A 25,304-nucleotide genomic window follows, 5' to 3' on the forward strand; every position below is an offset into this window, starting at 1 on the left:
TGCGGAACGCGACGGAGCGCTGCGTCAGTGCGCCACGTCCCAGTTTCGGCCGACACCGACCTCTGCCATCAGCGGCACCTTCAGCTGCGCCACCGACGCCATGATGCGCGGGATCTCGTCGCGCGCCCAGTCCACCTCGGCATCCGGCACCTCGAAGACCAGCTCGTCGTGCACCTGCATCACCATCTTGGTGGCGCGCCGCTGCTCGTCGAGTGCCTTCTGCACCGCGATCATCGCGAGCTTGATGATGTCGGCCGCCGTGCCCTGCATGGGCGCATTGATCGCCTGCCGCTCGGCGCCCGACTTGCGCGGACCGTTGGGGCTGTTGATCTCCGGCAGCCAGACGCGCCGGCCGAACAAGGTCTCGACGTAGCCGCGTGACTTGGCGAGCGCCTTGGTGCTGTCCATGTAGCGCTTGACCGCGGGATAGCGCGCGAAATAGCGTTCGATGTAGCCAGTGGCCGCGCTGCGCTCGATGCCGAGGTTGGCTGCGAGCCCGAACGCGCTCATGCCGTAGATGAGGCCGAAGTTGATCGTCTTCGCGTAGCGTCGCTGCTCGCTGGTGACCTGCAGCGGATCGACGCCGAAGACCTCGGCCGCGGTGGCGCGGTGCACGTCCATGCCTTCGGTGAAGGCGCGCAGCAGGTTGGCATCCTCGCTGATGTGCGCCATCAGCCGCAGCTCGATCTGCGAATAGTCCGCGCTCAGCACCACATGGCCGGGCGGGGCGATGAAGGCCTCTCGCACGCGGCGGCCTTCGACGGTGCGGATGGGGATGTTCTGCAGGTTCGGCTCGTTGCTCGACAGCCGGCCCGTCACCGCCACCGCCTGCGCGTAGTTGGTATGCACCCGGCCGGTCTGCGGATTCACCATCAGCGGCAGCTTGTCGGTGTAGGTGCCCTTCAGCTTGGCCAGGCTGCGGTGCTCCAGGATCTTCGCCGGCAGCGGATAGTCCTCGGCGAGCTTCTCCAGCACGTCTTCGTCGGTGCTGGGGGCGCCGCTCGCGGTACGCCGCAGCACCGGCATCTCGAGCTTGGTGAACAGCACGTCGCCGATCTGCTTGGGCGAGCCGATGTTGAACGGCTGCCCGGCCAGCTGGTGCGCGTCGCGCTCCAGCGCCATCATGCGTTCGCCGAGCTCGCGGCTCTGCGCGTTCAGCACGGCCGCGTCGATCAGCACGCCGTTGCGCTCCACGCGCTGCAGCACCGTCGAGATGGGCATCTCGATGCCGCGGTACACCTCGAGCAGGCCGTTCTCGGCTTCGAGCTTGGGCCACAGTGCGTGATGCACGTGCAGCGTCATCTCGCTGTCCTCGCCGGAGTACTCGGTGGCGCGGCCGAGCTCCACCTGCCAGAACGGGATCTGGTTGACACCCTTGCCGGTGACGTCCTCGTAGCTCAGCCCCCTGCGGCCGAGATGGCGCTGCGCGAGGCTGTCGAGGGCGTGCGGCCGGTGCGCTTCCAGCACGTAGCTCTGCAGCATGGTGTCGTGCGCATAGCCCCTGGCCGCGATGCCGGCGTTGGCGAACACGTGCACGTCGTACTTGACGTTCTGGCCCACCTTTGCCGCGTCGGGATTCTCCAGCCAGGGCTTCAGGCGCGCCAGCACCTCCTCGAGCGGCAGCTGCTCCGGTGCCCCGGCATAGTGATGGCCCACGGGGATGTAGGCGCCGTCGCCCGGGCCGACCGCGAGCGAGATGCCGATGATGCGAGCCTGCATCGGCTCCAGCGAATCGGTCTCGGTGTCGAGCGCGGTGATGGGGGCCGCTTGCACCTTCGCGACCCATGCATCGAGCGCTTCGCGTGTCAGCACCGTGTCGTAGCGGCGTTCCAGCGGCGGGGCGGGCGCGACCGGCTTGTCGCCGGGAAGACCGGCGCCGGCGATGGCCGCATCGGCGCGCATCTCGTTCTCCAGCTCGCGCTTGAGCGACTTGAATCCGTAACGCTCGTAGAAGGCGAGCAGCGCCTCACGGTCCACGTTGCGCAAGGCCAGCGACTGGAACTCGGGCCAGTCCATCACGTGGCCGCCCAGGTCGCAATCGGTCACCACCGTGACGAGGCGACGTCCTTGCGGCAGCCATTCGATCGCGCGCCGCAGGTTGTCGCCCGCCACGCCCTTGAAGCTCGCGGCGTTGGCGATCACGCCGTCGAGCGAACCATGCTCGGCGATCCACTTGGCCGCCGTCTTCGGCCCGACCTTGTCGACACCGGGAATGTTGTCGACGCTGTCGCCGATCAGCGTGAGGTAGTCGACGATGCGATCCGGCGAGACGCCGAACTTCGCGATGACGCCGTCGACGTCGAGCACCTCGGGCGGCTTGCTCATCGTGTTGATCAGCGTCACGTGCGGCGTGACGAGCTGGGCCAGGTCCTTGTCGCCGGTGGAGATGATCACCTTGTGGCCGCCCTTGGCCGCCGCGCAGGCCAGCGTGCCGATGACGTCGTCGGCCTCGACGCCGGGTACTTCCAGCACCGGCCAGCCGAGCAGCTTGACGACTTCGTGGATCGGGTCGATCTGCAGCGCCAGGTCCTCGGGCATGGTCTTGCGCGTGGCCTTGTAGTCGGCGTACCAGTCGTCGCGGAAGGTCCTGCCCTTGGCGTCGAACACGCAGGCCGCATGCTCGCAGGGAATGTCCTCGCGCAGCTTGCGCATCATGCCGACCATGCCGTGGATCGCGCCGACCGGAAAGCCGTCCGGTGCCCGCAGATCGGGCAGGGCATGGAACGCCCGGTACAGGTAGCTGGAACCATCGACCAGCAGCAGCGTGGTGGGATCGCTTTCGATGTTGTCGTCGCTCATCCACCGATTGTCTGCGAAGGCTAGGGCCTCTTGCTGGCCAGCGCCCGCTTGACTTCGCCCATGAAGCGGCCACCGTTGAAGCCGGCCTTGTCGACGATCTCGTGGATGTGGCCGTTCAGCCGCCGACGCATCTCCGGCGTGAGCTGCTGCGCCGTCACGATGACGACCGGGATGTTCGCCGTGGCCGGATGCGCGCTCAGCGTGTCGACGACGTCGAAGCCGTTCACGCCGGGCATCTCGAGGTCGAGCGCGATGAGGTCGGGCCGGTAGCGGCGCGCCAGCTCGATTCCCTCGGCGCCGCTGAGCGCTCGCAGCACGGTGTGCCCGGTCTGCCGCAAGTGCACGGCGAGCAACTCGACCGCCGCCGGATCATCGTCGATCACCAGCACTGTCACGTCGCGCTCGCTGCTCGGGACCAGGCCCAGGCGCGCCAGGCCTCGCGACAGCGCATCGCGAACGACCGGCTTCTGCAGCACCAGCGAGGCGCCCAGCGAGAAGCCGCGCCGATGGTCCGGCATCACCGACACGACCACGACCGGAATCTGCGCCCAGGCGGGCACACGCTGCAGGCGCTCGATGAGCTCCCAGCCGTCGATTCCGGGCAGCTGGATGTCGACGGAAATCACGTCGGGCATGAGCTCGCCGGTCCACTGCAGCGCCGCCTCCGCCGACCTGGCAATGCGCACGCGAAAGCCCTCGGCTTCGAGCTGCAGTCGCATCAGCGTCGCCGCTTCGTCGTCGTCCTCGACGACCAGTGCAAGCGGCCCGTCGCCGGTGTGGGCCCGCGACGCCGCGGGCGTGCCGCGCGCCGCGGGCAGCTCGGTTTCGCGCCACGGCAGCCACACGGTGAAGCAGCTGCCGCGCCCCGGCTCGCTGGTCACCGCCACCGTTCCGCCGTGCAGCTCGGCCAGCCGCTTGACCATCGCCAGCCCGAGCCCGGTGCCCTCGCTGCGACGGGTGAGCTGGTTGGCGATCTGCGTGAAGGGAGCGAACAGCTTGCGTGCGTCGTCCGCACCGATGCCGATGCCCGTGTCGGTGATCGTGATCTCCACGAAGGTGGTGAAGGTGTTCTCGGGGAGCGTCATGCGCACCCCGCCCCCCGCGCCCGGCATGCCGTTCGCCGCCTGCGCGCGGTCGACGAGCCGCTGCTGCAGCACCACCTGGCCGTGCTCGGGTGTGAACTTGATGGCGTTGGACAGCAGGTTCAGGACGATCTGCTGCAGCCGCCGCCGGTCGGCGAGCAGGCCTCCGATCGGCTCGTGCGACTCGCGCCGCAGCCGCACCTGTCCTGCCTTCGCCTTCTCGCTCAGCAGGGCGATGGCGTCGTCGAGCAGCGCGTCGAGGTCGACCGGCGACAGCTCGAGCTCGACGCGTCCGGCCTCGATCTTCGACAGGTCCAGGATGTCGTTGATCAGGGCGAGCAGGTGCTGCCCGCTCTGGAAGATGTGGCCGATGTAGCCGCCTTGCTGCGCCGTGAGCTGACCGGTCAGGCCGTCCTTCATGACCTCGGAGAAGCCGATCACCGCATTCAACGGAGTGCGCAGCTCGTGCGACATCGTTGACAGGAACTCGGACTTCAGCCGGCTCGCTTCTTCGAGCTGCTCGTTCTGCGCTGCCAGCGCCGCATTGGCCGCCTCCAGCTGCGCGCTCAGCCGCTGCGCATCGAGGGAGCGGACCTGCTCGCGCTCGTGGGCGCGCACGAGGCGCGCGTACAGGCGGCTGTTCTCCAGCAGCATCATCACCAGCACGAAGCTGGCGGCGAGCAGCCCGTAGATCCGGCCGGCGTAGAAGCCGAGGTCGAAGCGCCCGGCGTTGAACACGGCAGCGAGTCCGATGTCGAACAGCCACGCCGCCATCACGACCACGAGCCACAGGTCGAGCATCGAATGCGGTCGGCGTCGCCACAGCAGCAGCAGCGCCATCAGGCTGGCGGCCCACACCAGGCCGACGACGGCGGCGAACACCGGCCGGTAGCGGTTGCCCGCCATGATTTCCGGCAAGGTTTCCTGGCCCGCCGTGGCCACGGCAGTGAACGCAAGCGTGGCCGCAGCGGCGCCGCCCAGTGTGGCGGCGAGCGGCAGGTGCAGCGTCCGTGCAGCGGCGTGGGGCACGGAACGCTGCCTGTCCTTGAGCTGCGCATAGGCGATGACGAACAGCGGAAAGCCACCGTGCCAGAACATGTAGAGCCAGGCCGTGCTCTGAGGCCCCGCGCCCAGCAGCCCCTGGGGCGTGAACAGGCCGGGGAAGGTCATCGCGTGCGCCGCGGCCATCAGGGCCGTGAACACGTAGCCCCCGGCCAGCACCAGCAAGGCCCGCGAGCGCACGATGCTGAACTGGCCGAACAGGAGGACCGCGGTCATCAGGTCGGTGAGCACCAGTGCCGACTGGTAGATGGGGATGAACGCCCACACCCGCAGCAGCGGCAGCTTCGCGAATGGCAGCGCCGCCAGGAAGCCGGCGGCCGACACCAGCACCACGATCAGCGCGGTGCGGCGGTCGGCGGGGCCGGCGGGCGAGGTGGAGAGGATGACCGAGCTGTCGTCGTCGCGCCGTTCGACCGCCATCACGCTGTCCCGGCCCGCGGTCAGACCGGCTCGGCGCGCCGCTTCAGCACGTTGTCGACTTCGGCGAGGAATTCCTTGTAGCGGATCGGCTTGGTGACGTAGCCGTCGCAGCCCGCGGCTCGGGTGTCGTCCTCGTCGCCCTTCATCGCGAACGCCGTGAGCGCGATCACGGGGACCCCGGCGGTGCGCGGATCCGACTTCAGCATTCGCGTGGCCGTGAGGCCGTCGAGGTCCGGAAGCTGGATGTCCATCAGCACCAGGTCGGGCTGCTCGCGCCGGGCGACCTCGAGGCCTTCGACCGCATGATCGGCCTGCAGCACGGTGTGTCCGGCGTTCTCGAGAATCGCCACCGTCAAGGCCATGTTCACCGGCGAATCCTCGATGACCAGAATCCGAAGCATGTGGTTCATTCTTCCTGCGTGATGCTGCGCTGCAGTGGGCTGACTGGAGTGTGTCCCAACGCCGTCCCGTCGGCGTAGCTTCGGGCTCAAAAGGTCGTGCGTACATACGGTAACGTGGCCTTCCGGTCCGTCAACCTGTAAGGCTTGACAGCTTGTGGGGCCCAGCGACGGGCTGTTAGGGTTCGCTTGCTCAAAGACGCACTGCGGCTGGTTTACCCCTCGGACTCCCCTCGCCCGCCGCACCTGCTGGTCCCCGTGTCCACCGGTCAAAGGCAGGGCGTCTTTGGGCACCCCCCACCCTTCATCCGGGCCGGCGCCCGCCCCGCGGCGCCCTAGAATCGGCTGCATGAAAGCCACGCCCGTCCTCGTCGCCGTCGCGCTGCTGTGCAGCTTCAGCCCGCTGGCCGGTGCCGACGAAGCCGGGGATGCTCCTGCGCCCACCGGCCTGCGGTCCGAACCCAAGGTGCAGCACACCGTGATCGAGGACGACGGAGCCCGCATCGAAGAGCTGCGCGTGCGCGGCCAGACGCAGCGCATCACGGTAAAGCCCAAGGGCGCGATCAAGCAAGGCTACGAAATCATTCCCGCCGACGGCGCGCGAGAGATGTCCGAAGGCGCCGGCTCGAGCCGCGGCGCGGCCGGCAAGCGCGTCTGGCGCGTCTTCACGTTCTGACTCCCGCGTTCCTCCGATGGCCGTCTTCACCGAGGTCTCGTTCGACGAGGCCGCTGCCCTCGTGTCCCACCTGAGCATCGGCGAGCTGACCGCGCTCACCGGCATCGCTTCGGGGATCGAGAACACCAACTACTTCGCCGACACCACCGGCGGCCGCTACGTGCTGACGCTGTTCGAGCGCCTGACCTTCGAGCAGCTGCCGTTCTATCTGCACCTGATGAAGCACCTGGCCGGGCGCGGCATCCCGGTGCCCGATCCCCAGGCCGATGAAAGCGGCGAGATCCTGCACACGTTGAAGGGCAAGCCCGCCTCGGTGGTCAACCGTCTCCAGGGCCGCCACCACCTCGCGCCGGACACCGCGCATTGCGAAAGCGTCGGCGCGATGCTGGCGCGCATGCATCTCGCGGGGCGCGACTTTCCCCTGGTGCAGCCCAACCTGCGCGGGCTTGCCTGGTGGCGGGAGACCGTGCCGGTCGTGCGACCACACCTCACCGCGGCGCAGCGCGAGCTGATCGACGCCGAGCTGGCGTTCCAGGAGCACGTGGCCGGCTCGGCGCAATACGCCGAGCTGCCGCGCGGCGCCATCCACGCCGACCTGTTCCGCGACAACGTCATGTTCGAAGGCGACGAGCTCACCGGCTTCTTCGACTTCTACTTCGCCGGCGTGGACAGCCTGCTGTTCGACATCGCGGTCTGCCTCAACGACTGGTGCATCGACCTCGAGTCCGGCCGCCTCGACGAGGAACGCGCCAACGCGTTCGTCGCCGCCTACGACGCGGTGCGACCGCTCACCGGCGGAGAGCTGCGGCTGATGCCGGCGCTGCTGCGCGCGGGCGCCCTGCGCTTCTGGATCTCGCGGCTGTGGGACTTCCACCTGCCGCGCGATGCCACCATGCTCAAGGCGCACGATCCGGCGCACTTCGAGCGGGTGCTGCGCTGCCGCGTCGAGACGCCGTGGCATTTCACGCCGCAGCGGGCGGCGTCGCCATGAGGCTGAAGCTGGTGCCGCCGCGGCGCGGCATGGTGTGGGTGCGCGATGGCTTGAGGGTGTTCCTTCGCAAGCCGCTCGCGTTCTGCGTGCTGTTCCTCGTGTATCTGCTCGTCGGGCCCATGCTGATGCTGGCGGTGGCGCCGCTGGCGTCGCTGGGCTTCATGATCGCCACGCGCCAGGCGCTGGAGGGCCGCTTCCCGTTTCCCGGCGTCTTCCTCGAGCCGCTGCAGGCATCGCGAGCGCAGCGCTGGGCCCAGATCCGGCTCGGCATCACCTACGCGATCGCGGTCGGCCTGGTGTTCTGGCTGAGCGACAGCGTGGGCGGCGCGGCCTTCGACGCGCTGCGGCAGGCGGTCAGCGACGGCCGCACGGCGCCGCAGGAACTTCAGCCGCTGCTGTCCGACCCGAGCCTGCAATATGCGTGGCTGCTGCTGGCCGGCGGCGTCGCGCTGATCGCCATTCCGTTCTGGCACGCCCCCGCCCTCGTGCACTGGGACGGGCAGAGCGCGGTCAAGTCACTGTTCTTCAGCACCGTCGCCTGCTGGCGCAACAAGGGTGCGCTGACGGTGTTCGCGCTCGGCTGGGGGGCGGTGACCATGCTGCTGCTGATGCTCGCCATGACGGTGTTCGCCGTGCTCGGCATGCCACAGCTGGTGTTCGCCGCCGTCACGCCGCTCAGCCTGATGCTGTCGGCCGCGTTCTACGCCTCGATCTACTTCAGCTTCGTCGACAGCTTCGAGCCCCAGGCATCCACCACCCCGCAGGAGACGCCATGAACAGAGTCGCCATCGTCACCGGCGCAGGCAGCGGCATCGGCCGCGCCAGCGCCATCGCGCTGCTCAACGCCGGCTACCACGTCGTGCTCGCCGGCCGGCGGGAGGACGCGCTGAAGGAGAGCCTCACCGAGGCCGGCGAGGCCGGCCGGCGTGGCCTCGCGGTGCCCACCGACGTGCGCGATCCGGCGTCGGTAAAGGCGCTGTTCGCGAAGGTGCGCGACGCCTTCGGCCGGCTCGACGTGCTGTTCAACAACGCCGGCCGCGGCACGCCGGCGATGCCGCTCGAGGACATAAGCTTCGAGCAGTGGAAGGACGTGGTGGACATCAACCTGACCGGCGCGTTCCTGTGCACGCAGGAGGCCTTCCGCCTCATGAAGGACCAGACCCCGCGCGGCGGACGCATCATCAACAACGGCTCGATCTCGGCGCACGCGCCGCGGCCGTTCTCCGCGCCCTACACGGCCACCAAGCACGCCATCACGGGGCTCACCAAGGCCACGTCGCTGGACGGCCGCGCCTACGACATCGCCTGCGGCCAGATCGACATCGGCAACGCGGCCACCGACATGACGACGCGCATGGTCAACGGTGTCATCCAGCCGCGCGGCGACATGATGGTCGAGCCGCGCATGGACGTGCGCCATGTCGCCGACGCGATCGTGCAGATGGCCAACCTGCCGCTCGAGGCCAACGTGCAGTTCATGACCATCATGGCGACCAAGATGCCGTTCGTCGGCCGAGGATGAAAAAAGGCCGCCGGCAATGCACCGGCGGCCACTCCCTGAGCGCCGGGAAGGTCAGGTGCCGATGCGCCCGCCGTCGTTCTTGGTGATGGCGATGGTGGCCGAGCGCGGGCGCGCCGTCGCGCCGCCGGCGCCGTAGCCGGCATTGCCGGGCCAATGGCTCGGATACAGCGCCGGCGTGGCGATGTCGGCGACATTGGCCAGGATCTCGCCCGGATGCTGGATGTTGGCGAACAGCGTCTTGCCGTCAGGCGTCTCGGTGCAGCCGGTGAGCTCGCAGTCGACGGGGCCCACCAGGAAGCGCTTCAGCGTGTCGGCCGTCGGTTTCCTGCCCACGTAGGTGTCGACCGTCAGCGTGCTGCCGTCGCCCTTGGTGTACGTGAGCGTGGTCTTCGCGCCGTCGCCGACCTGGCCCGGCACGGCCGCCAGCATCATGCAGTTGGTGACGTCGGTGTAGGCGCCGTCGTCGGTCTGGATCCAGCACAGGCCGGTGTTGCGGCTGAACCAGAGCCCGTCGGGACTCGAGAAGTCCTGGTCCGCCGTCAGTGCCGACAGGTTCACCCTGGTGCCGTCGGCGTCGGACTGGGCACCGAACAGGTAGACGTCCCAGGTGAACGTGCTGGCCGCGGATTCGCCACCGGCTTCGTGCATGCGGATGATGTGGCCGTTGACATTGCCCGCCTGGGTGGCCGCGCCCTTCGGGTCCACGTACGTGCGCGGGTTGGCTGCATCGACCACCTGCTTGCCGCTGGCAGCATCCACCACCCGGTTGCTGTTGTTGGTCAGCGAGTAGTAGATCTCGCCGGTGAGGGGATGCACTGCACACCATTCGGGCCGGTCCATCCTCGTCGCGCCGAGCGCATCGGCGGCCAGGCGGGCGTTGACCAGTACGTCGGCCTGGTCGGCGAACGTGTAGGTCGCGTAGGCGGAGATGACGGGGTTCGTGTAGGCCAGCTCCAGCCACTCACCGGTGCCGTCGGCATTGAACTTCGCGACGTACAGCTTGCCGTCGTCGAGGTACTTGTCGCCCGTGGCAATGCGATCGGCGGGCGTCGCGTCGGCCGCGCTCCAGGCGGCGTTGGAGACGTACTTGTAGATGTACTCGCCGCGCGAGTCGTCGCCCATGTACACGGCCAGCGGCTTGCCGGCGACGACCTTGCCGTATGACGCGCTCTCGTGGGCGAAGCGGCCGAGCGCCGTGCGCTTCTTCACGGCGCGCGTCTTGTCGTATGGATCGATCTCGACGATGTAGCCGAAGCCGTTCATCTCGTGGCGGTAGTCGTCGGTGCCGTCGGCGCTCGCGCCCACCTTGCTGATGACCCACCGCGCGTACTTGTCGTCGGCGCCCGCGGTCTCCCAGCCGTGACGCGACGTGCTGCCCTGCGGGCGGCCGTAGCGGTTCAGCGAGACCACGGCTTTCGCGTCGATCGCGGCGTTGTCGGTGGCGCTGCGCGAGAAGTAGCCGGACCAGTTCTCCTCGCCGGTGAGGAAGCTGCCCCAGGGCGTGCAGCCGGTGCCGCAGTTGTTGAGCGTGCCGCGGGTGGCTGTTCCGTCGGTGGAGAACCTGGTCTTCAGCAGCGCGCTGCCGCGCGCCGGCCCGGACAGCTGGACCGGGGTGAGCGGGGTGATGCGCCGGTTGTAGCCCGAGGCCTGCACATAGCCCCAGGCGCCGGAGCTCCTGCGAACCTCCACGACGGACACGCCGTGCACGTCGACTTCCTTGTCGACCTCGCTCGCCGGCCGCGGCGCCAGCGTTCCGCCGTTGGCGTGCAGGTAATACGAGCGCAGATCGGGGCCCTTGTTGCTCGTCGCCTCGTGGTTAATCGCCAGCAGGCCGCGCTCGGAGCCCGAGGAGTCGACGGACAGGCCGTCGGCCGACAGCCCGAAGTACTCCATGCCGTCGTGGTGGTCGCCCGCACGATGGTCGAAGGCGTCATCGGTCCCGTCGTTCCGGTATGCGGCTGTCGCGGCATCGAGCGGATCGCCGAGCGCGTAGATCACGGTCGCGGTGTAGCCGGCCGGCACGCTGACCGCATCGGCCAGGCTCTTGGGCACGGCGGCGAAGGCCAGCGTCGTCAGCGGCGTCGGCGCCGCGGGCGCGGGGGGCGGCGCGTCGTCGTCGCTGCCGCCGCATCCAGCCAGGCTCCAGGCGCTCAGCACCGCGCCGGCCGCGCCCGCGAACCCGCCGCGCAGGAGCGACCGGCGGCTCAGGCGGGCATCGAGCACGTCGTGGAAGGTCTCGTTGCCGGAGGTGTTGTGGTCGACGTCGTCGGTGTCGATCACATGAACGGGAAGCTGATCTTTTGGATTCACTGGACTCGCCTCGGTGGTTGGACGCAAAACCGCGGGAGGTTAGGCAGCGGCGGCGAAAGCAACGTGACGGACACGTGACACTCGCGTGACGGCGTCTGTCGCGACGACAATGCGGGCCACCCCAAGGAGACCATTCCCATGGCGCAGATCCATTTCATCGGCGGCGAAAAAGGCGGAGTCGGCAAGTCGCTGATGGCGCGCGTGATCGCGCAATACCTGATCGACAAGAACCTTCCCTTTCTCGGCTTCGACACCGACCGCTCGCATGGCGCGCTGATGCGCTTCTATGCCGGGTACGCCTCGCCGGTGCTGGTCGACAAGTACGAATCGCTGGACGCGATCATGGAAGCCGCGGTCGAGCAGCCCGAGCGGCGGATCCTGGTGGACCTGGCGGCACAGACCAACGATCCGCTGCTGCAGTGGATGGACGATTCGGGCGTGCTGAACCTGGCCGACGAGATGGGCGTGCAGATCACCTACTGGCACGTGATGGACTCCGGCAAGGACTCGGTCGACCTGCTGAGGAAGCTGCTCGACCGCTTCGGCAAGGAACTGCGCTACGTCGTCGTGCGCAACCAGGTGCGCGGCAACAACTTCAGCGTGCTCGAGCAGTCGGGCGAGCAGGCCCGCGCCATCGACCTCGGGGCCAGGCTGATCTCCGTGCGACACCTGCACGACGGCGTCATCAACAAGATCGACGCGACCAACAGCAGTTTCTGGGCGGCTCGCCACGGCGCCGAGGTCGATGGCACGGCGCTCGGCCTGATGGACCGGCAGCGCGTGAAGATGTGGCTGCGCGACGTGTACCGCGAAATCGACGCGGTGGGCGTCTGAGCGACGGGCTCGGCCGCGGCCGGCGGGCTTGCAGCCGGCTTGGGTACCATTGGCCCGGCTTCCCCGCTTCTCCACCGGGCTCCACCATGCGTCCAGATGTCCGCCATCCCTTGCTGCGCCTGATCGCCATGCTTGCCTGTGCCCTTACGCTTTCGGGCTGCGCGGTCGCGACGGTGGCCGGTGCGGCTGCGGGCGCCGCCATCACGGTCACCGGCGCCGTGGTGAGCACGGGCATCAAGGTCACCGGCAAGGTGGTCGAGAAGACCATCGACGTCGTCACGCCAGACTCCGATTGAGCTTCGCCGGCCACGCATGAGGGAAGCGCTCCACACGCATGCAAATCAACCCCGCCGACCTGAACCGCGCCGCCGAAGTGCTGGCGGCACTGCGCAACGAGATCGGCAAGGCGGTCGTCGGGCAGCGTGAGGTGGTGGAGCAGGCGCTGATCGCGCTGCTCGCGTCGGGGCACGTGCTGATCGAGGGCCTGCCGGGACTGGGCAAGACGCTGCTCGCGCGCGCGCTGGCCAAGGCCCTGTCGCTGCACCATGCACGCATCCAGTTCACGCCGGACCTCATGCCGTCGGACATCACCGGACACGCGGTGCTCGACACGTCGCCCGGGGAAGGGGCTTCCCTGGGCAGCCTGCGCGTGCTGCGTGGACCGGTGTTCACCAACATCCTGCTGGCCGACGAGATCAACCGCGCGCCGGCGCGCACGCAGAGCGCCCTGCTCGAGGCGATGCAGGAATACCAGGTGACGCTCGACGGGCAGACCTTGCCGCTGGCCAGGCCGTTCATGGTCCTCGCCACGCAGAATCCGCTCGACAGCGAGGGCACCTATCCGCTGCCGGAGGCGCAGCTCGACCGCTTCCTGTTCAAGATCGAGATCAGCTACCCGCCGCTGGCCGACGAAGCGGCCATCGTCGTGCGCACCACCACCGGCCAGAGCGGCGACCAGCTGCCGCTCGCCGGCGTGACCCCGCGGCTGGACGAACGCAACGTGCAGGCGCTGCAGCGCATGGCGGCCCATGTGCGCGTCGATGCCAAGGTGGTCGACTATGCGGTCCACGTCACACGCGCCACCCGCGGCTGGCCGGGGCTGTCCATCGGGGCCGGCCCCCGAGCGGCGATCGGGCTGGTGCGCGCCGCGCGCGGTGCAGCACTGCTGGTGGCGCGCGACTTCGCCACGCCGGACGACGTCAAGCATTGCGCGCTGCCGGTCCTGCGACACCGCGTGCGGCTCGCCCCCGATGCGCAGCTCGACGGCCGCACGACCGACGAGCTGCTCGGCGCTCTGCTCGACAGCGTCGAGGCGCCGCGGGACTGAAGGATCACCGTGCGCCTGCCGCTGGTCCCGACCCGCGCGTCGATCTGGATCGCGCTGGGCATGGCCGCCGCGGCCATCGTTGCGCTGGTGGCGCAGATGGCCGCGGACACGGTCGAGCGCTTCGCCCTGGGCGCGCTGATCGCCGGCACCGCGTGGGTCATCGTGGACATCGCGCGCAGCGCGCTGGCGTGGCATCGCTCGCCGCTGCAGTGGCAGCGGCGCCTGCCGGCCGCGCTGGCTGTCGGCGTGCCACGCACGCTGGCGTGCTCGCTGGTCAACGACAGTGCCAACGACTGGTGGGTGGAGCTGTCCGATCACGCGGGCGACGACGTCGACATCGAGGGCCTCCCGCTGGACGTGTACGTGCCGGCGCATTCGCGCATCGAGGTGCATTACGGCATCGTGCCGCGCCGGCGCGGCACCATCCGGTTCACGCCGGCCCGGCTGCGCGTGCGAACGCTGCACGGCAGCTTCGACTGGATGCGCGCGGCGGGCGCCGCCGAGGCGCTGCATGTCTATCCCGACTTCGCCGCGGTGACCCGCTACGCGCATCTGGCCGCCGAGCGCCGGCTGGGCGACATCGGCATCCGCCAGGCGGTGCGACGCGGCGCGGGGACGGAGCACGGTCCGCTCGTTCCCTATGCCGGCGGCGAAGGCATCCGGCATGTCGACTGGAAGGCGACGCTCAAGCGGCATCGTCCCGTCGTGCGCCGGTTCCAGGACGCGAGCGATGAACGCGTGCTGTTCCTGCTCGACTGCGGCCGCCGCATGGCGTCCGGCAGCCACTTCGATGCGGCGCTGAACGCGCTGATGCTGCTGGCCCATGTCGCGTTGAACGAAGGCGACGCGGTGGGCGGGATGACCTTCGGCACCGAAGCTGCCCTGGCGCGCCGCTTCGCGCCGCGCAAAGGCGCGGCGACTTTCCCCGCCCTGATGGCCCTGCTGCGCGACGTGCAGCCGCAGGCAACGCCATCCGACTGCCGCGCCGCCGCGCAGGAGCTGATGCAACGGGAACCGAAGCGGGCCCTGGTCGTGCTGTTGACGAAGGCTCCCGCCGAGGACGCAGGCGACCTGGAGCGCGCGCTGATGCTGCTGCGCTCGCGCCATCGGGTGATGCTCGTCGACGCGCCGCCGCAGCAGCTCGCGCAGGCGCTGGTCAGCCGCTATCGCGCGATCAAGGCCGCCGGCCCGGTGTGACGGTCACTCCACCGGCGTCAGCTTGGCCACGCTGAGCGCCAGCCACTTCATGCCGTGGCGCCCGAAGTTCACCTGCGCGCGCGCGTCGTCGCCCTGCCCTTCTATCGTGAGGATGACGCCCTCGCCGAACTTGGTGTGGAACACGTTCTGTCCCGAGCGCAGGCCATGGCTGGGCGCCTTGGGTGCGAAGGGCGCGGTGCGCGCCTCGACCCGGCCCGCGCCGACGACGGAGCCCAGCCCCGATCCGCGCGACCACGCCTGCTGGTACTCGCGCGCATAGCCCGAGCCGAAGCCCTGGTTGCGCGGGGTGATCCACTTCAGCGCGCTCTCCGGCAGCTCGTCGAAGAACCGGCTCTTGATGTTGTAGCGGGTCTGGCCGTGCAGCATGCGCGTCTGGCTGAAGCTGAGGTACAGGCGCTTGCGCGCGCGCGTGATGGCCACGTACATCAGGCGGCGCTCTTCTTCGAGGCCGTCGATGTCGGCGATGCTGTTCTCGTGGGGAAACAGGCCTTCCTCCAGGCCGGTGATGAAGACGGCGTCGAACTCGAGGCCCTTGGCCGAGTGCACGGTCATGAGCTGGATCGCGTCCTGCCCGGCCTGGGCCTGGTTGTCACCGGCCTCGAGCGAGGCGTGCGTGAGGAAAGCGGCCAGCGGCGACATGATCTCGCCCGTCTGCGCATCGGGCACCTGCTCGGCTGCGGCCGCCACCGCGCCGGCGCCCGCGGCGAAGGTGCCGGCCTGCTCGTCGATGGGCAGCGCAACCGCATCCTTGCCGAAGCCTTCCTGCGTGACGAAGGCCTCCGCCGCGTTGACCAGTTCGTCGAGGTTTTCCAGCCGCTCCTTGCCTTCCCGGTCGGTCTTGTAGAAATCGACGAGGCCCGATGCGTGCAGCATGTGCTCGATGATCTGCCGCAGCGTGAGGCCTTGCGTGGCGCTGCGCATGCCGTCGATCAGCGCCACGAAGGCGGCGAGGTTGGCGCCACCCTTGCCCGTGACGGCGCCCGTGCTTTGCGCGAGGCTGCGCCCGGACACGCGTGCCGCGTCCTGCAGCTGCTCGAGCGTGCGCGCGCCGATGCCGCGCGCCGGGAAGTTGACGACGCGCAGAAAGCTGGTGTCGTCGTTGGGGTTCTCGATCAGCCGCAGGTAGGACAGCGCATGCTTGACCTCGGCGCGCTCGAAGAAGCGCAGGCCGCCGTAGACCTTGTAGGGAATGCCGGCGTTGAACAGCGCGCTCTCGACCACGCGGCTCTGCGCATTGCTGCGGTACAGAAAGGCGATGTCGCTGCGCGCCATGCCTTCGCGGTGCAGCTGCTGCGACTCCTCGACAAGCCACTGGGCCTCGCCGAAGTCGCTGGTCGATTCGATCACGCGCACCGGCTCGCCGGGACCGGCCTCGGTGCGCAGGTTCTTGCCCAGGCGCCGCTGGTTGCGGGAGATGAGCTCGTTGGCCGCATCGAGGATGTTGCCGAAGGAGCGGTAGTTGCGCTCGAGCTTGATGACCGCGGGCACGCGGAACTCGCGCTCGAACTGGGCCATGTTGCCGACCTGTGCCCCGCGGAACGCATAGATGCTCTGGTCGTCGTCGCCGACCGCGAACACGCTGGTCTGCGGCCCGGCGAACATCTTCAGCCACGCGTACTGCAGGCGGTTGGTGTCCTGGAACTCGTCGACCAGGAGGTGGCGGAAGCGCCGCTGGTAGTGCTCGCGCAGCGGATCGTTGTCGCGCATCAGCTCGTAGGTGCGCAGCAGCAGCTCGGCGAAGTCGACCACGCCCTCGCGCTGGCACTGCTCCTCGTACGCTTCATACACGCGCACCATGGTGCGCGTCTGCTCGTCGCGGATCTCGACATCCTTGGGGCGCAGGCCGTCCTCCTTGGCACCGGCGATGAACCAGGTGACCTGCTTGGGCACGAAGCGCTCCTCGTCGAGGTTCATCGCCTTGATGACCCGCTTGACCGCCGACAGCTGGTCGGCCGAATCGAGGATCTGGAACCCCTGCGGCAGCGCCGCCAGCTTCCAGTGCGCGCGCAGGAAGCGGTTGCACAGTCCATGGAAGGTGCCTACCCACATGCCGCGCACCGGCACGGGCAGCATCGCGCCCAGGCGCGTCAGCATTTCCTTCGCTGCCTTGTTGGTGAAGGTGACGGCCATCACGCCGCCGGGAGAGACCTGGCCCGTCTGGATCAGCCAGGCGATGCGCGTCGTCAGCACGCGCGTCTTGCCCGACCCCGCGCCGGCGAGGATCAGCGCCGGCTGCGCGGGCAGCGTCACCGCGGCCAGCTGCTCGGGATTCAGGTTCGCCAGCAGGCCGGGCGCTTGGTCAGAATGCGGACTCATGGGCCGATTCTAGGAGGCGGGTCTTGAGGTCACCCTTCGTTCATCGCGTGCTTGGCGCAGCGCTCGCGGCCCTCGGCGGCCATCTCGCAGCGGCCGCTTCGCCGTCGTGCGATGCCCCCGCGCCGCAGGTGTTTCTCGAGCGCTTCGTGCCCGCCGACTGCGAAGCCTGCTGGCAGCGCGCCACGCCGCGCGACCGGGGCGCGCGCCAGCTCGTGCTGGACTGGATCGTGCCCGCCGGCGACGCTGCGCCGCTGGCCAGCGCGGCACTGCCTGAAGCGGCCCGGCGCGTGGGCACGGCGGCGCGCGAGACGCAATGGCGCAGCACATCGCTGCGCCGCGCGGGCGCCCCGCAGCTGCGCATCGCCGATGGTCCCGGCTGGAACGGCTACGTCGGATTGCGGCTGGTCGTCACCAGGCGCGACGCAGTGCCCCCCGACGCGGTCGCGTATGCGGCCTTGGTGGAGCGGGTGCCCGCGGGCAGCGAAGGCACGCCGGTCGACCGTCAGCTCGTGCGCGCGGTGATCGGACCGCTTGGCCTCGGCGAGCTGGCCGCTTCATCGACCCTCGAGCACATGAGCGCCGTGCGCCTGCCCGACATCGAGCGGCCCGACCGGCTGGGCAGCGTCGCGTGGATAGAGACCGCGCAGGGCAAGGTCATCGCCGCGGCGCAATCGTGCGCCGCTCCGTAGTGCCGATCGGCGTAGAATTCGTCACCGGGCCCAAATTTTGGCGACCCGGTTTTTGTTGGCCGCACCACCCCTGCTGGTGGCGTTCGCGGCCCGCGCCGGGGATCCAAGTCAAGCGCTCGCAGCCTTCGGCCAGGCACTGCGTCAACGCCTGGCTTTCACAGGAGCGAAGCTCAGCATGGAAATCTTCGACTACGACAACGTCCTTCTGTTGCCGCGGCGCTGCCGCGTGGAAAGCCGCAGCCAGTGCGACGCCTCACAGGAGTTCGGCGGCCGCCGCTTCAAGCTGCCGGTGGTTCCGGCCAACATGAAGACCGTCATCGACGAGCCGATCAGCGAGTGGCTCGCCGCCAACGGCCACTTCTACGTGATGCACCGATTCGACCTCGACAACGTCGCCTACGCGAAGCGCATGCGCGACCGCGGGCTGTTCGTCTCGATCAGCTCGGGCGTCAAGGAGGCCGACTACGCCGTCATCGACCGGCTGGCCGCTGAAGGCGTCGGCGCCGACTACATCACGATCGACATCGCGCACGGCCACGCCGACACGGTGCGCCGCATGATCGAGCACATCAAGCAGAAGCTGCCGAGCACCTTCGTGATCGCGGGCAACGTGGCCACGCCGGAGGCGGTCATCGACCTGGAGAACTGGGGTGCCGACGCGACCAAGGTCGGCGTGGGTCCGGGCAAGGTGTGCATCACGCGGCTGAAGACCGGCTTCGGCACCGGCGGCTGGCAACTGTCGGCGCTGAAGTGGTGCGCCCGCGTGGCGACCAAGCCCATCATTGCCGACGGCGGCATCCGCGACCACGGCGACATCGCCAAGAGCGTGCGCTTCGGTGCCTGCATGGTGATGATCGGCTCGCTGTTCGCCGGCCACGAGGAATCCCCGGGGCAGACCGTCGAGGTCGACGGCAAGCTGTACAAGGAGTACTACGGCAGCGCGTCCGACTTCAACAAGGGCGAGTACAAGCACGTCGAGGGCAAGCGCATCCTCCAGCCCATCAAGGGCAAGCTGGCCGACACGCTGCGCGAGATGCGCGAGGACGTGCAGAGCTCCATCTCGTACGCCGGCGGCACCCGGCTCGCCGACATCCGCAAGGTGAACTACGTCATCCTGGGCGGCGACAACGCCGGCGAGCATCTGCTGATGTGACCCGGGCTAGGGCACCATGCCCTGCCGGTCGCCCGGCTCGACAGGCACCGGTCCCCGCCGGCGTGGGGCCGACAGCGGCTGCGCTCGCTGCGCCGACAGCGGGCACGCGCCGCTCTGCAGGTAGCTGGACGCGGCCGCGGTCAGCGTCTCGGCGGGATCACCGAGCTCGCCGATGAAATCGTCGGCTACGGCGCAGCGCGCAGCGATGCCGCCGTAGTAGCGTCCCTCGCCCGCGGCGTTGAACGCCTCGAAGTTCACCGCGCTGAAGCTGTTGCCGCACGACTGGACCGGATTGAAGCCGAATGGCTTGCCGCAGGTGGTGCCGCCGATGGTGACCACGTCGGCGAACGGCTTCAGGCCGTTGACCAGCAGCTCGCTGGCCGAGCAGGTGCGCGAGCCGGTCAGGATCACCACTCGCCCAAACACCGGGCCGGGCTGCGCCGCGAGGGAGAACACCGTGTTCGACGCCGTGTGCCGGGCGTTGTAGTGCAGCTGCGCAAACGTTCCTCCGCCGTGAGCGGCGCCGCTCACCAGGGAGGCCAGCACGTTGGACGTGGAGACACGACCACCGCCGTTGTAGCGCAGGTCCAGGATGAGCTCGGTGGCGCCGGCCTGGCGGAATTGCGCAAAGGCTTCGGCCAGCGGCGCTTCGGCCTGCGTGATGAAGTCCTTCAGCACCAGATAGCCCGCCCTGGCCCCGCCGGGCAAGGTCAACACCTTGGCCACCGACAGCGGCGTCAGCGCGTAAGTGGCCGCAGTGAGCACCAGGCTTCGGCGGCCGCTGCGACCGTCGATCTCCAGCGTCAGCGTGTCGCCTTCGCGCGCCGGGCTCAGCGCGGCGAAATCGTTGGCGGCCACGAGTTCGGCGGCGCTGCGACCGTTGACCGACACGATGGTGTCACCGCGCGCCACACCGGCCAGTCCGGACGGCGACAGCGGCTCGATGTAGCGAGCCTTCAACGGCAACGTTCCCTCGATGCCGTTGACGAAGAGGCCATAGCCGAGCGTGCGCCCTTCGCCGTAGAACTGCTCGTAGGCGGCGCTGCTGCCGAAATAGCTCCAGTGGTCGCGCGGCACGACGCCGTCGCCCGGATAGCGGCTGGCCTCGAAGTAGGCCTGCAGGCTGTCATAGCCCGCCGGATCCGGTCGGGGCGCCGCGCCGCTCCAGTAGTACCAGTCGTCGAGATAGGTGCGCAGCCATTCGTTCTGCGCCGACACTTCGCAGCTCGCGCTGCCCGTGGCGGTGCCGCCATCGCCATCACCGCCGCCGCATCCTGCGACGGCCATGGCCAGGGCGACGATCGTGCGGCGCCATCCTTGCGTTCGAAACCCCATTCCCGACCTCTGTCCCATCCCGGGCGGCCACCTTAGCAGGCGCAGGGCCGCCCCTACAATCGAAGCCATCCCGTTTTGCCACTTCCTGCGCAGCCTGCCACGCCGCGCATCAGCCGGTCTTTTTCATGAGCGAACTCGCCAAGTCTTTCGAACCTGCCGCCATCGAGGCCCGCTGGGCGCCGCTGTGGGAGAAGAGCGGGGTCTACGAGCCCGCGCTCGACGAGAGCAAGCCGTCCTTCGCCATCCAGCTGCCGCCGCCCAATGTGACGGGCACGCTGCACATGGGACATGGCTTCAACCAGACGATCATGGATTCGCTGACGCGCTACCACCGCATGCGCGGCTTCAACACGCTGTGGTTGCCGGGGACCGACCACGCGGGCATCGCCACGCAGATCGTCGTCGAGCGGCAGCTTCAGGAACAGGGACGCTCGCGCCACGACCTCGGGCGCAAGAACTTCGTCGCGCAGGTCTGGGAATGGAAGCAGCAGAGCGGCTCCACCATCACCAACCAGATGCGCCGCCTGGGCGCCAGCGTGAGCTGGGGTCACGAGTACTTCACGATGGACGAGAAGCTGTCGAAGGTCGTCACCGACACCTTCGTGCGGCTTTACGACGAGGGCCTCATCTACCGCGGCAAGCGGCTGGTGAGCTGGGATCCGGTGCTCAAGTCCGCGGTGTCCGACCTGGAGGTCGAGAGCGAAGAGGAAGACGGCTTCCTGTGGCACATCCGCTATCCCCTGGCCGACGGCTCGGGTGAGTTGGTCGTCGCCACCACCCGGCCGGAGACCATGCTCGGCGACACCGCGGTGATGGTGCATCCCGAGGACGAGCGCTACACCGCGCTGGTCGGCAAGGAGGTGCTGCTTCCGCTGGCGAATCGACGCATCCCGGTCATCGCCGACCACTACGTCGATCGCGACTTCGGCACGGGAGTAGTCAAGGTCACGCCGGCCCACGATTTCAACGACTATGCCGTCGGCCAACGGCACGGCCTGCCGACGATCGGCGTGCTGTCGCTCGACGCGAAGGTCAACGACCATGCGCCCGAGGCCTACCGCGGGCTCGACCGCTTCGTGGCACGCAAGAAGGTGGTCGCCGACCTCGAGGCGCAGGGTCTGCTGGTCGAGACGAAGAAGCACCGTCTGGTGGTGCCGCGCTGCGGCCGCACCGGGCAGGTGATCGAGCCGATGCTCACGGACCAGTGGTTCATGGCGATGAGCAAGCCCGGCCGCGACGGCAAGTCCATCGCCGAGAAGGCGGTCGAGGTCGTCCAGGACGGCCGCGTGCGCTTCGTGCCGGAGCAATGGGTCAACACCTACAACCAGTGGATGAGGAACATCCAGGACTGGTGCATCTCGCGCCAGCTGTGGTGGGGCCACCAGATCCCCGCGTGGTACGACGCCGAGGGCCAGGTGTTCGTCGGACGCGACGAACACGAAGCCCGGCAGCGGTGGCAACTCGACCTGGACAACCGCCTGGCCGCGGCGCGCGCCGCGGGCGACCAGGCACAGCTGCGGCTGCTGGACGACCGCCGCGCCGCCGGTCCCCAGCTCACCCGCGATGAGGACGTGCTCGACACCTGGTACTCGTCGGCGATGGTGCCGTTCTCCACGCTGGGCTGGCCGGAGCAGACCCGGGAGATGGCTCTGTTCCTGCCGTCCACCGTGCTCGTCACCGGCTTCGACATCATCTTCTTCTGGGTCGCGCGGATGATCATGATGACCGTGCACTTCACCGGCCACGTGCCCTTCCGCGACGTCTACATCCACGGCCTGGTGCGCGACTCGCACGGCGAGAAGATGAGCAAGAGCGAAGGCAACGTGCTCGATCCGGTCGACCTGATGCAGGGCATCGCACTGCCCGAGCTGGTGCGCAAGTCCACCACCGGGCTGCGCAAGCCGGAGACCGCGCCCAAGGTCGCCAAGCGCGTCGAGAAGGACTTCCCCGACGGCATTCCGGCCTACGGCGCCGATGCGCTGCGCTTCACCATGGCCAGCTATGCGAGCCTGGGGCGCGACATCAACTTCGACACCAAGCGCTGCGAGGGCTATCGCAACTTCTGCAACAAGCTCTGGAATGCGACCAAGTTCGTGCTCGCGAATTGCGAGGGACAGGATTGCGGACTGGTCGAGCACAGCAAGGCGGAATGCGCGCCCGGTGGCCCGTTCCACGGCTACATGAATTTTTCGTCCGCCGACCGCTGGATCAGCGGAGAGCTGCAGCGTGTGGAGGCCGCGGTCGAGAAGGGCTTCGCCGAATACCGTCTCGACAACGTCGCCAATGCGATCTACCAGTTCGTCTGGGACGAGTATTGCGACTGGTACATCGAGATTGCCAAGGCCCAGCTGCAGTCCGGTGACGATGCGCAGAAGCGAGCGACTCGCCGCACGCTGATCCGCGTGCTCGAGGCGACGCTGCGACTGCTTCATCCTCTCACGCCGTTCATCACCGCCGAGCTGTGGGAGCGGGTTGCACCCGTTGCCGGCCGCAAGGATGCGTCGACGCCTCACGGCATCGTGACGGCACCGTATCCAAAGGCCCAGCTCGACAAGATCGATGCGCAGGCCGATGCCTGGATGGCCCGCCTCAAGTCCGTCGTCGGCGCGACGCGCAGCCTGCGCAGCGAGATGAATCTGTCGCCTTCCAAGGACGTGCCGCTGTACGCCATCGGCGATGCCGAATTCCTGTCGGCAGCGGCGCCCCTGTTGAAGACGAAGATGCTCGCGAAAGCGTCGGAGGTGAAGCTGTTCGACACCGACGCCGAGTTCGAGCGCGCCGCGGGGAATTCACCGATCGCAGTCGTCGGCGACATCCGCATCGCCCTGCACGTCGAAATCGACGTGCCCGCCGAGATCGAGCGCTACAAGAAGGAGATCGCGCGCCTGGACGGCGAAATCGGCAAGGCGCACGCCAAGCTGTCGAACGAGAGCTTCGTCGCGCGTGCGCCGGCCGCGGTGGTGGATCAGGAAAAGCAGCGTGTCGCCGAATTCACGGCGACACGGGACCGGCTTCGAGATCAAATGCAACGCCTGGCGTCGTCGGCTTGAACTCGGCCTGCGCCGCCGGCGTGAGGCTCAGCAGCTCGTCGATGCGGCGCGCCACGGCCCAGGCGCTGCGCAGCCGCGACTCGCGGGTGGTACTCGCCACGCGCGGCGTGATCTGCAGGGTGTCCATGGTGGCGAGCGGGCGCCCTTCGTCGAGGGCACCCGGCTCCAGGCTGTCGAGCCAGGCCGCAGCGATGCGGCCGCTGGCCAACCCTGCCGCCAGCGCCTTCTCGTCGAACAGCCCCGAGTGCGCGATGCTGACGATCACCTGGTCGGGCTTGCAGAACGGCAGGAAGCGCTCGCCCAGCAGGCCGTGGTATCGGCTGAAGTAGTTGAGCTGCACGCACACGGCGTCCGATGTCTCCAGCAGCTCCCGCAGGCCCATCGCACGCACTTTCCAGCGCTCCCACACGGGATCGCTCGCATGCAGCGAAGGGTCGTAGCCGACGACCTTGGACCCGAAGGGCTCGAGCAGCTGCGACATCGAGCGCGCGGACGGCGCCATCCCGACGAGCCCGACCGTGCACGAGCCGAGCTCGCGTCCCACGCGCATGCCGTCTGAGCCGACGACGGGCACGCGCCGCAGCAGCGACAGCAGCGCACCGATCATGAACTCGGCCTCGGCTTGCGCGGTGGCGGTGAGACTGCGCACCACCTCCACGCCGGCGCGCGCACACGCTTCGAGGTCGATGTTCTCGGCGCCCGCGCTGACACGCCCGACCACGCGCAGCACCGGCGCATAGTGCAACGCTTTCGCGTCAATCGTGACCGAGGGAGGAACGATCAGGGACCGCACGTTGTAGAGCGCTTGCCGGAACGCGCGCGGATCATGCGCCAGCTCCGGTGCATAGCGCACCGAATGGCGAGACGACAGCCACTGAGTGACTTCGTCTTCCAGCGGTTCGACGATGAGCAAATCCATGCGGTTGGGTGGGCGCGAAGGGAGTGGAGCGTCAAAGGCTCATGCCAGAATGGTCTGCCATTGAGCCTCTTGTCTTGGAGATTGTAAGTAAATGTTGGTCAAGAAAGCGATCTTCCCAGTGGCCGGTCTGGGCACCCGATTTCTCCCCGCCACGAAAGCGCAGCCCAAGGAAATGCTGCCGGTGGTGGACAAGCCGCTGATCCAATATGCGGTGGAGGAGGCGTATGCGGCCGGCGTGCGGGAGATGATCTTCGTCACCGGTCGGCACAAGCGTCCGATCGAGGACCACTTTGACATGACTTTCGAGCTCGAGGTAGCCCTCGAACAAGCGGGTAAACAGGAACTGCTCGACGTCGTGCGAAGCGTGAAGCCTGACGACATGGAGTGCATCTACGTGCGCCAACCGCAGGCGCTGGGTCTGGGCCATGCGGTGATGTGCGCAGAGCGCCTCATCGGCAACAACCCCTTCGCCGTGCTGCTGGCCGATGACCTCATGGTCGGCGACCCGCCGGTGATGCAGCAGATGGTGGAGCAGTTCCGCGAGTGGCGCGCTTCCATCCTGGCGGTGCAGGAGGTGCCGGCCGAGCACACGCGGCGATATGGCATCGTCGCTGGAACGCAAGTGAACGATCACGTGATGGACGTCAATCGCATTGTCGAGAAGCCGGCGCCCGAGGCCGCGCCGTCACGGCTGGGCGTGGCCGGCCGCTACATCCTGACGCCCGGCGTCTTCCACGAGATCGCCAGCCAGCCGCGCGGCGTAGGCGGCGAGATCCAGCTGACCGACGGCATCGCCGGGTTGCTGCGCCGCGAGAAGGTGTTTGCCTACCGGTACGAGGGAAAGCGCTACGACTGCGGCAGCAAGGAAGGGTTCCTCGAGGCCAACGTCGAGCTGGCGCTGCAGCACCCGCAGCTCGGCAAGGGCTTCCGCGACTTCCTGAAGAACCTCGAGATCTGACGCGCCCGGCGCGGCTCAGCGGCGCCGCAGGAAGTGGATGAACTCGTCCTTGCTGCTGCTCTGCTCGAGCAGCTCGTTGCCCGTCTGGCGTGCGAAGGCCTGGAAGTCGCGCATCGATCCCGGGTCGGTGGCCACGACCTTCAGCACCTGTCCGCTGGCCATCTCGGCCAGCGCCTTCTTGGCCTTGAGGATCGGCAGCGGGCAGTTCAGCCCGCGGGTGTCGATTTCCTTGTGCGCGTCCATCG

At 68.5% G+C, this 25,304-nt stretch carries 20 protein-coding genes; 12 read left to right on the forward strand and 8 right to left on the reverse strand.

What is annotated here, in order from left to right; genetic code table 11:
- Positions 1 to 24 precede the first annotated feature (24 nt).
- The 3 genes from polA to P7V53_RS26840 are packed head-to-tail and all read right to left on the reverse strand — an operon-like array spanning position 25 to position 5,764.
- Positions 25 to 2,799: a DNA polymerase I gene (gene polA / locus P7V53_RS26830; protein WP_280152544.1), complete on the reverse strand. Its 2,775-nt coding sequence runs from the start codon at positions 2,797 to 2,799 to the stop codon at positions 25 to 27.
- Positions 2,800 to 2,819: 20 nt separating this feature from the next.
- Positions 2,820 to 5,363 (reverse strand): response regulator, encoded by a 2,544-nt coding sequence (locus tag P7V53_RS26835; RefSeq protein WP_280152545.1) that lies wholly within the window; start codon positions 5,361 to 5,363, stop codon positions 2,820 to 2,822.
- Between the two features lie 20 nt (positions 5,364 to 5,383).
- Complete coding sequence (locus P7V53_RS26840; protein ID WP_280152546.1) at positions 5,384 to 5,764, reverse strand: response regulator; 381 nt, start codon at positions 5,762 to 5,764, stop codon at positions 5,384 to 5,386.
- 346 nt (positions 5,765 to 6,110) lie between these two features.
- On the opposite strand from P7V53_RS26840, the gene P7V53_RS26845 reads away from it, so the two are divergent.
- The 4 genes from P7V53_RS26845 to P7V53_RS26860 are packed head-to-tail and all read left to right on the forward strand — an operon-like array spanning position 6,111 to position 8,950.
- Positions 6,111 to 6,437 carry a hypothetical protein gene (locus P7V53_RS26845; protein ID WP_280152547.1) on the forward strand — a complete coding sequence of 109 codons (327 nt, stop codon included), beginning with the start codon at positions 6,111 to 6,113 and terminating at the stop codon, positions 6,435 to 6,437.
- Between the two features lie 16 nt (positions 6,438 to 6,453).
- Entirely contained in the window at positions 6,454 to 7,428 is a 975-nt protein-coding gene (locus P7V53_RS26850; RefSeq protein ID WP_280152548.1) for a homoserine kinase, read from the forward strand.
- Complete coding sequence (locus P7V53_RS26855; protein ID WP_280152549.1) at positions 7,425 to 8,204, forward strand: BPSS1780 family membrane protein; 780 nt, start codon at positions 7,425 to 7,427, stop codon at positions 8,202 to 8,204. Before P7V53_RS26850 ends, P7V53_RS26855 begins: the two co-directional genes overlap by 4 nt.
- A complete protein-coding gene (locus P7V53_RS26860) occupies positions 8,201 to 8,950 on the forward strand; it encodes an SDR family oxidoreductase (RefSeq protein ID WP_280152550.1) in 750 nt (249 codons plus the stop codon). Before P7V53_RS26855 ends, P7V53_RS26860 begins: the two co-directional genes overlap by 4 nt.
- 51 nt (positions 8,951 to 9,001) lie before the next feature.
- Here P7V53_RS26860 and P7V53_RS26865 read toward each other — a convergent pair whose 3' ends face one another.
- The gene (locus P7V53_RS26865) at positions 9,002 to 11,260 is read right to left on the reverse strand and encodes a PhoX family phosphatase (protein WP_280152551.1); all 2,259 of its coding nucleotides are present in this window, start codon (positions 11,258 to 11,260) and stop codon (positions 9,002 to 9,004) included.
- A 138-nt stretch (positions 11,261 to 11,398) separates the two neighbouring features.
- Between P7V53_RS26865 and P7V53_RS26870 the strand changes: the two genes are divergently transcribed.
- The 4 genes from P7V53_RS26870 (at position 11,399) to P7V53_RS26885 (ending at position 14,618) form a co-directional block, all read left to right on the forward strand.
- Positions 11,399 to 12,094 (forward strand): mobilization protein, encoded by a 696-nt coding sequence (locus P7V53_RS26870; protein WP_280152552.1) that lies wholly within the window; start codon positions 11,399 to 11,401, stop codon positions 12,092 to 12,094.
- Between the two features lie 110 nt (positions 12,095 to 12,204).
- Positions 12,205 to 12,390: a hypothetical protein gene (locus P7V53_RS26875; RefSeq protein ID WP_280152553.1), complete on the forward strand. Its 186-nt coding sequence runs from the start codon at positions 12,205 to 12,207 to the stop codon at positions 12,388 to 12,390.
- A 38-nt stretch (positions 12,391 to 12,428) separates the two neighbouring features.
- Complete coding sequence (locus P7V53_RS26880; protein WP_280152554.1) at positions 12,429 to 13,421, forward strand: MoxR family ATPase; 993 nt, start codon at positions 12,429 to 12,431, stop codon at positions 13,419 to 13,421.
- Between the two features lie 9 nt (positions 13,422 to 13,430).
- On the forward strand, positions 13,431 to 14,618 hold the full coding sequence (locus P7V53_RS26885; RefSeq protein WP_280152555.1) for a DUF58 domain-containing protein: 1,188 nt from the start codon (positions 13,431 to 13,433) through the stop codon (positions 14,616 to 14,618).
- Positions 14,619 to 14,621: 3 nt separating this feature from the next.
- On the opposite strand, the gene P7V53_RS26890 is transcribed toward P7V53_RS26885, so the two are convergent.
- Positions 14,622 to 16,955 (reverse strand): UvrD-helicase domain-containing protein, encoded by a 2,334-nt coding sequence (locus P7V53_RS26890; RefSeq protein WP_280152556.1) that lies wholly within the window; start codon positions 16,953 to 16,955, stop codon positions 14,622 to 14,624.
- Positions 16,956 to 16,978: 23 nt separating this feature from the next.
- Between P7V53_RS26890 and P7V53_RS26895 the strand changes: the two genes are divergently transcribed.
- Together P7V53_RS26895 and P7V53_RS26900 are read left to right on the forward strand one after the other, a co-directional pair.
- Positions 16,979 to 17,644, forward strand: a complete 666-nt coding sequence (locus tag P7V53_RS26895) for a hypothetical protein (RefSeq protein WP_280152557.1) — start codon at positions 16,979 to 16,981, stop codon at positions 17,642 to 17,644.
- 175 nt (positions 17,645 to 17,819) lie between these two features.
- Positions 17,820 to 18,797, forward strand: coding sequence for a GMP reductase (locus tag P7V53_RS26900; RefSeq protein WP_280152558.1), 978 nt, complete (start codon positions 17,820 to 17,822; stop codon positions 18,795 to 18,797).
- A gap of 6 nt (positions 18,798 to 18,803) precedes the next feature.
- On the opposite strand, the gene P7V53_RS26905 is transcribed toward P7V53_RS26900, so the two are convergent.
- A complete protein-coding gene (locus tag P7V53_RS26905; RefSeq protein ID WP_280152559.1) occupies positions 18,804 to 20,084 on the reverse strand; it encodes a S41 family peptidase in 1,281 nt (426 codons plus the stop codon).
- Positions 20,085 to 20,257: 173 nt separating this feature from the next.
- Between P7V53_RS26905 and P7V53_RS26910 the strand changes: the two genes are divergently transcribed.
- A complete protein-coding gene (locus P7V53_RS26910) occupies positions 20,258 to 23,182 on the forward strand; it encodes a valine--tRNA ligase (RefSeq protein WP_280152560.1) in 2,925 nt (974 codons plus the stop codon).
- Here the strand turns inward: P7V53_RS26910 and P7V53_RS26915 are convergent.
- Positions 23,124 to 24,101: an NAD(P)-dependent oxidoreductase gene (locus P7V53_RS26915; protein WP_280152561.1), complete on the reverse strand. Its 978-nt coding sequence runs from the start codon at positions 24,099 to 24,101 to the stop codon at positions 23,124 to 23,126. The genes P7V53_RS26910 and P7V53_RS26915 overlap by 59 nt on opposite strands.
- A 91-nt stretch (positions 24,102 to 24,192) precedes the next feature.
- On the opposite strand from P7V53_RS26915, the gene galU reads away from it, so the two are divergent.
- Positions 24,193 to 25,059: a UTP--glucose-1-phosphate uridylyltransferase GalU gene (galU, locus tag P7V53_RS26920; RefSeq protein WP_280152562.1), complete on the forward strand. Its 867-nt coding sequence runs from the start codon at positions 24,193 to 24,195 to the stop codon at positions 25,057 to 25,059.
- A gap of 15 nt (positions 25,060 to 25,074) precedes the next feature.
- Here galU and P7V53_RS26925 read toward each other — a convergent pair whose 3' ends face one another.
- Entirely contained in the window at positions 25,075 to 25,302 is a 228-nt protein-coding gene (locus tag P7V53_RS26925; RefSeq protein WP_280152563.1) for a sulfurtransferase TusA family protein, read from the reverse strand.
- Positions 25,303 to 25,304 lie beyond the last annotated feature (2 nt).

It is taken from the genome of Piscinibacter sp. XHJ-5, assembly GCF_029855045.1.
In the GTDB taxonomy this organism is placed as follows: Bacteria; Pseudomonadota; Gammaproteobacteria; order Burkholderiales; family Burkholderiaceae_C; genus Albitalea.

What these genes read in the sequence shown, in the direction of transcription:
- P7V53_RS26835 (WP_280152545.1), bottom strand. Translation starts at nt 5,363, where the DNA reads ATGGCGGTCGAACGGCGCGACGACGACAGCTCGGTCATCCTCTCCACC.
- polA (WP_280152544.1), bottom strand. Translation starts at nt 2,799, where the DNA reads ATGAGCGACGACAACATCGAAAGCGATCCCACCACGCTGCTGCTGGTC.
- P7V53_RS26900 (WP_280152558.1), top strand. Translation starts at nt 17,820, where the DNA reads ATGGAAATCTTCGACTACGACAACGTCCTTCTGTTGCCGCGGCGCTGC.
- P7V53_RS26910 (WP_280152560.1), top strand. Translation starts at nt 20,258, where the DNA reads ATGAGCGAACTCGCCAAGTCTTTCGAACCTGCCGCCATCGAGGCCCGC.
- P7V53_RS26850 (WP_280152548.1), top strand. Translation starts at nt 6,454, where the DNA reads ATGGCCGTCTTCACCGAGGTCTCGTTCGACGAGGCCGCTGCCCTCGTG.
- P7V53_RS26840 (WP_280152546.1), bottom strand. Translation starts at nt 5,764, where the DNA reads ATGCTTCGGATTCTGGTCATCGAGGATTCGCCGGTGAACATGGCCTTG.
- P7V53_RS26860 (WP_280152550.1), top strand. Translation starts at nt 8,201, where the DNA reads ATGAACAGAGTCGCCATCGTCACCGGCGCAGGCAGCGGCATCGGCCGC.
- P7V53_RS26925 (WP_280152563.1), bottom strand. Translation starts at nt 25,302, where the DNA reads ATGGACGCGCACAAGGAAATCGACACCCGCGGGCTGAACTGCCCGCTG.
- P7V53_RS26890 (WP_280152556.1), bottom strand. Translation starts at nt 16,955, where the DNA reads ATGAGTCCGCATTCTGACCAAGCGCCCGGCCTGCTGGCGAACCTGAAT.
- P7V53_RS26855 (WP_280152549.1), top strand. Translation starts at nt 7,425, where the DNA reads ATGAGGCTGAAGCTGGTGCCGCCGCGGCGCGGCATGGTGTGGGTGCGC.
- P7V53_RS26845 (WP_280152547.1), top strand. Translation starts at nt 6,111, where the DNA reads ATGAAAGCCACGCCCGTCCTCGTCGCCGTCGCGCTGCTGTGCAGCTTC.
- P7V53_RS26880 (WP_280152554.1), top strand. Translation starts at nt 12,429, where the DNA reads ATGCAAATCAACCCCGCCGACCTGAACCGCGCCGCCGAAGTGCTGGCG.
- P7V53_RS26905 (WP_280152559.1), bottom strand. Translation starts at nt 20,084, where the DNA reads ATGGCCGTCGCAGGATGCGGCGGCGGTGATGGCGATGGCGGCACCGCC.
- galU (WP_280152562.1), top strand. Translation starts at nt 24,193, where the DNA reads ATGTTGGTCAAGAAAGCGATCTTCCCAGTGGCCGGTCTGGGCACCCGA.
- P7V53_RS26915 (WP_280152561.1), bottom strand. Translation starts at nt 24,101, where the DNA reads ATGGATTTGCTCATCGTCGAACCGCTGGAAGACGAAGTCACTCAGTGG.
- P7V53_RS26870 (WP_280152552.1), top strand. Translation starts at nt 11,399, where the DNA reads ATGGCGCAGATCCATTTCATCGGCGGCGAAAAAGGCGGAGTCGGCAAG.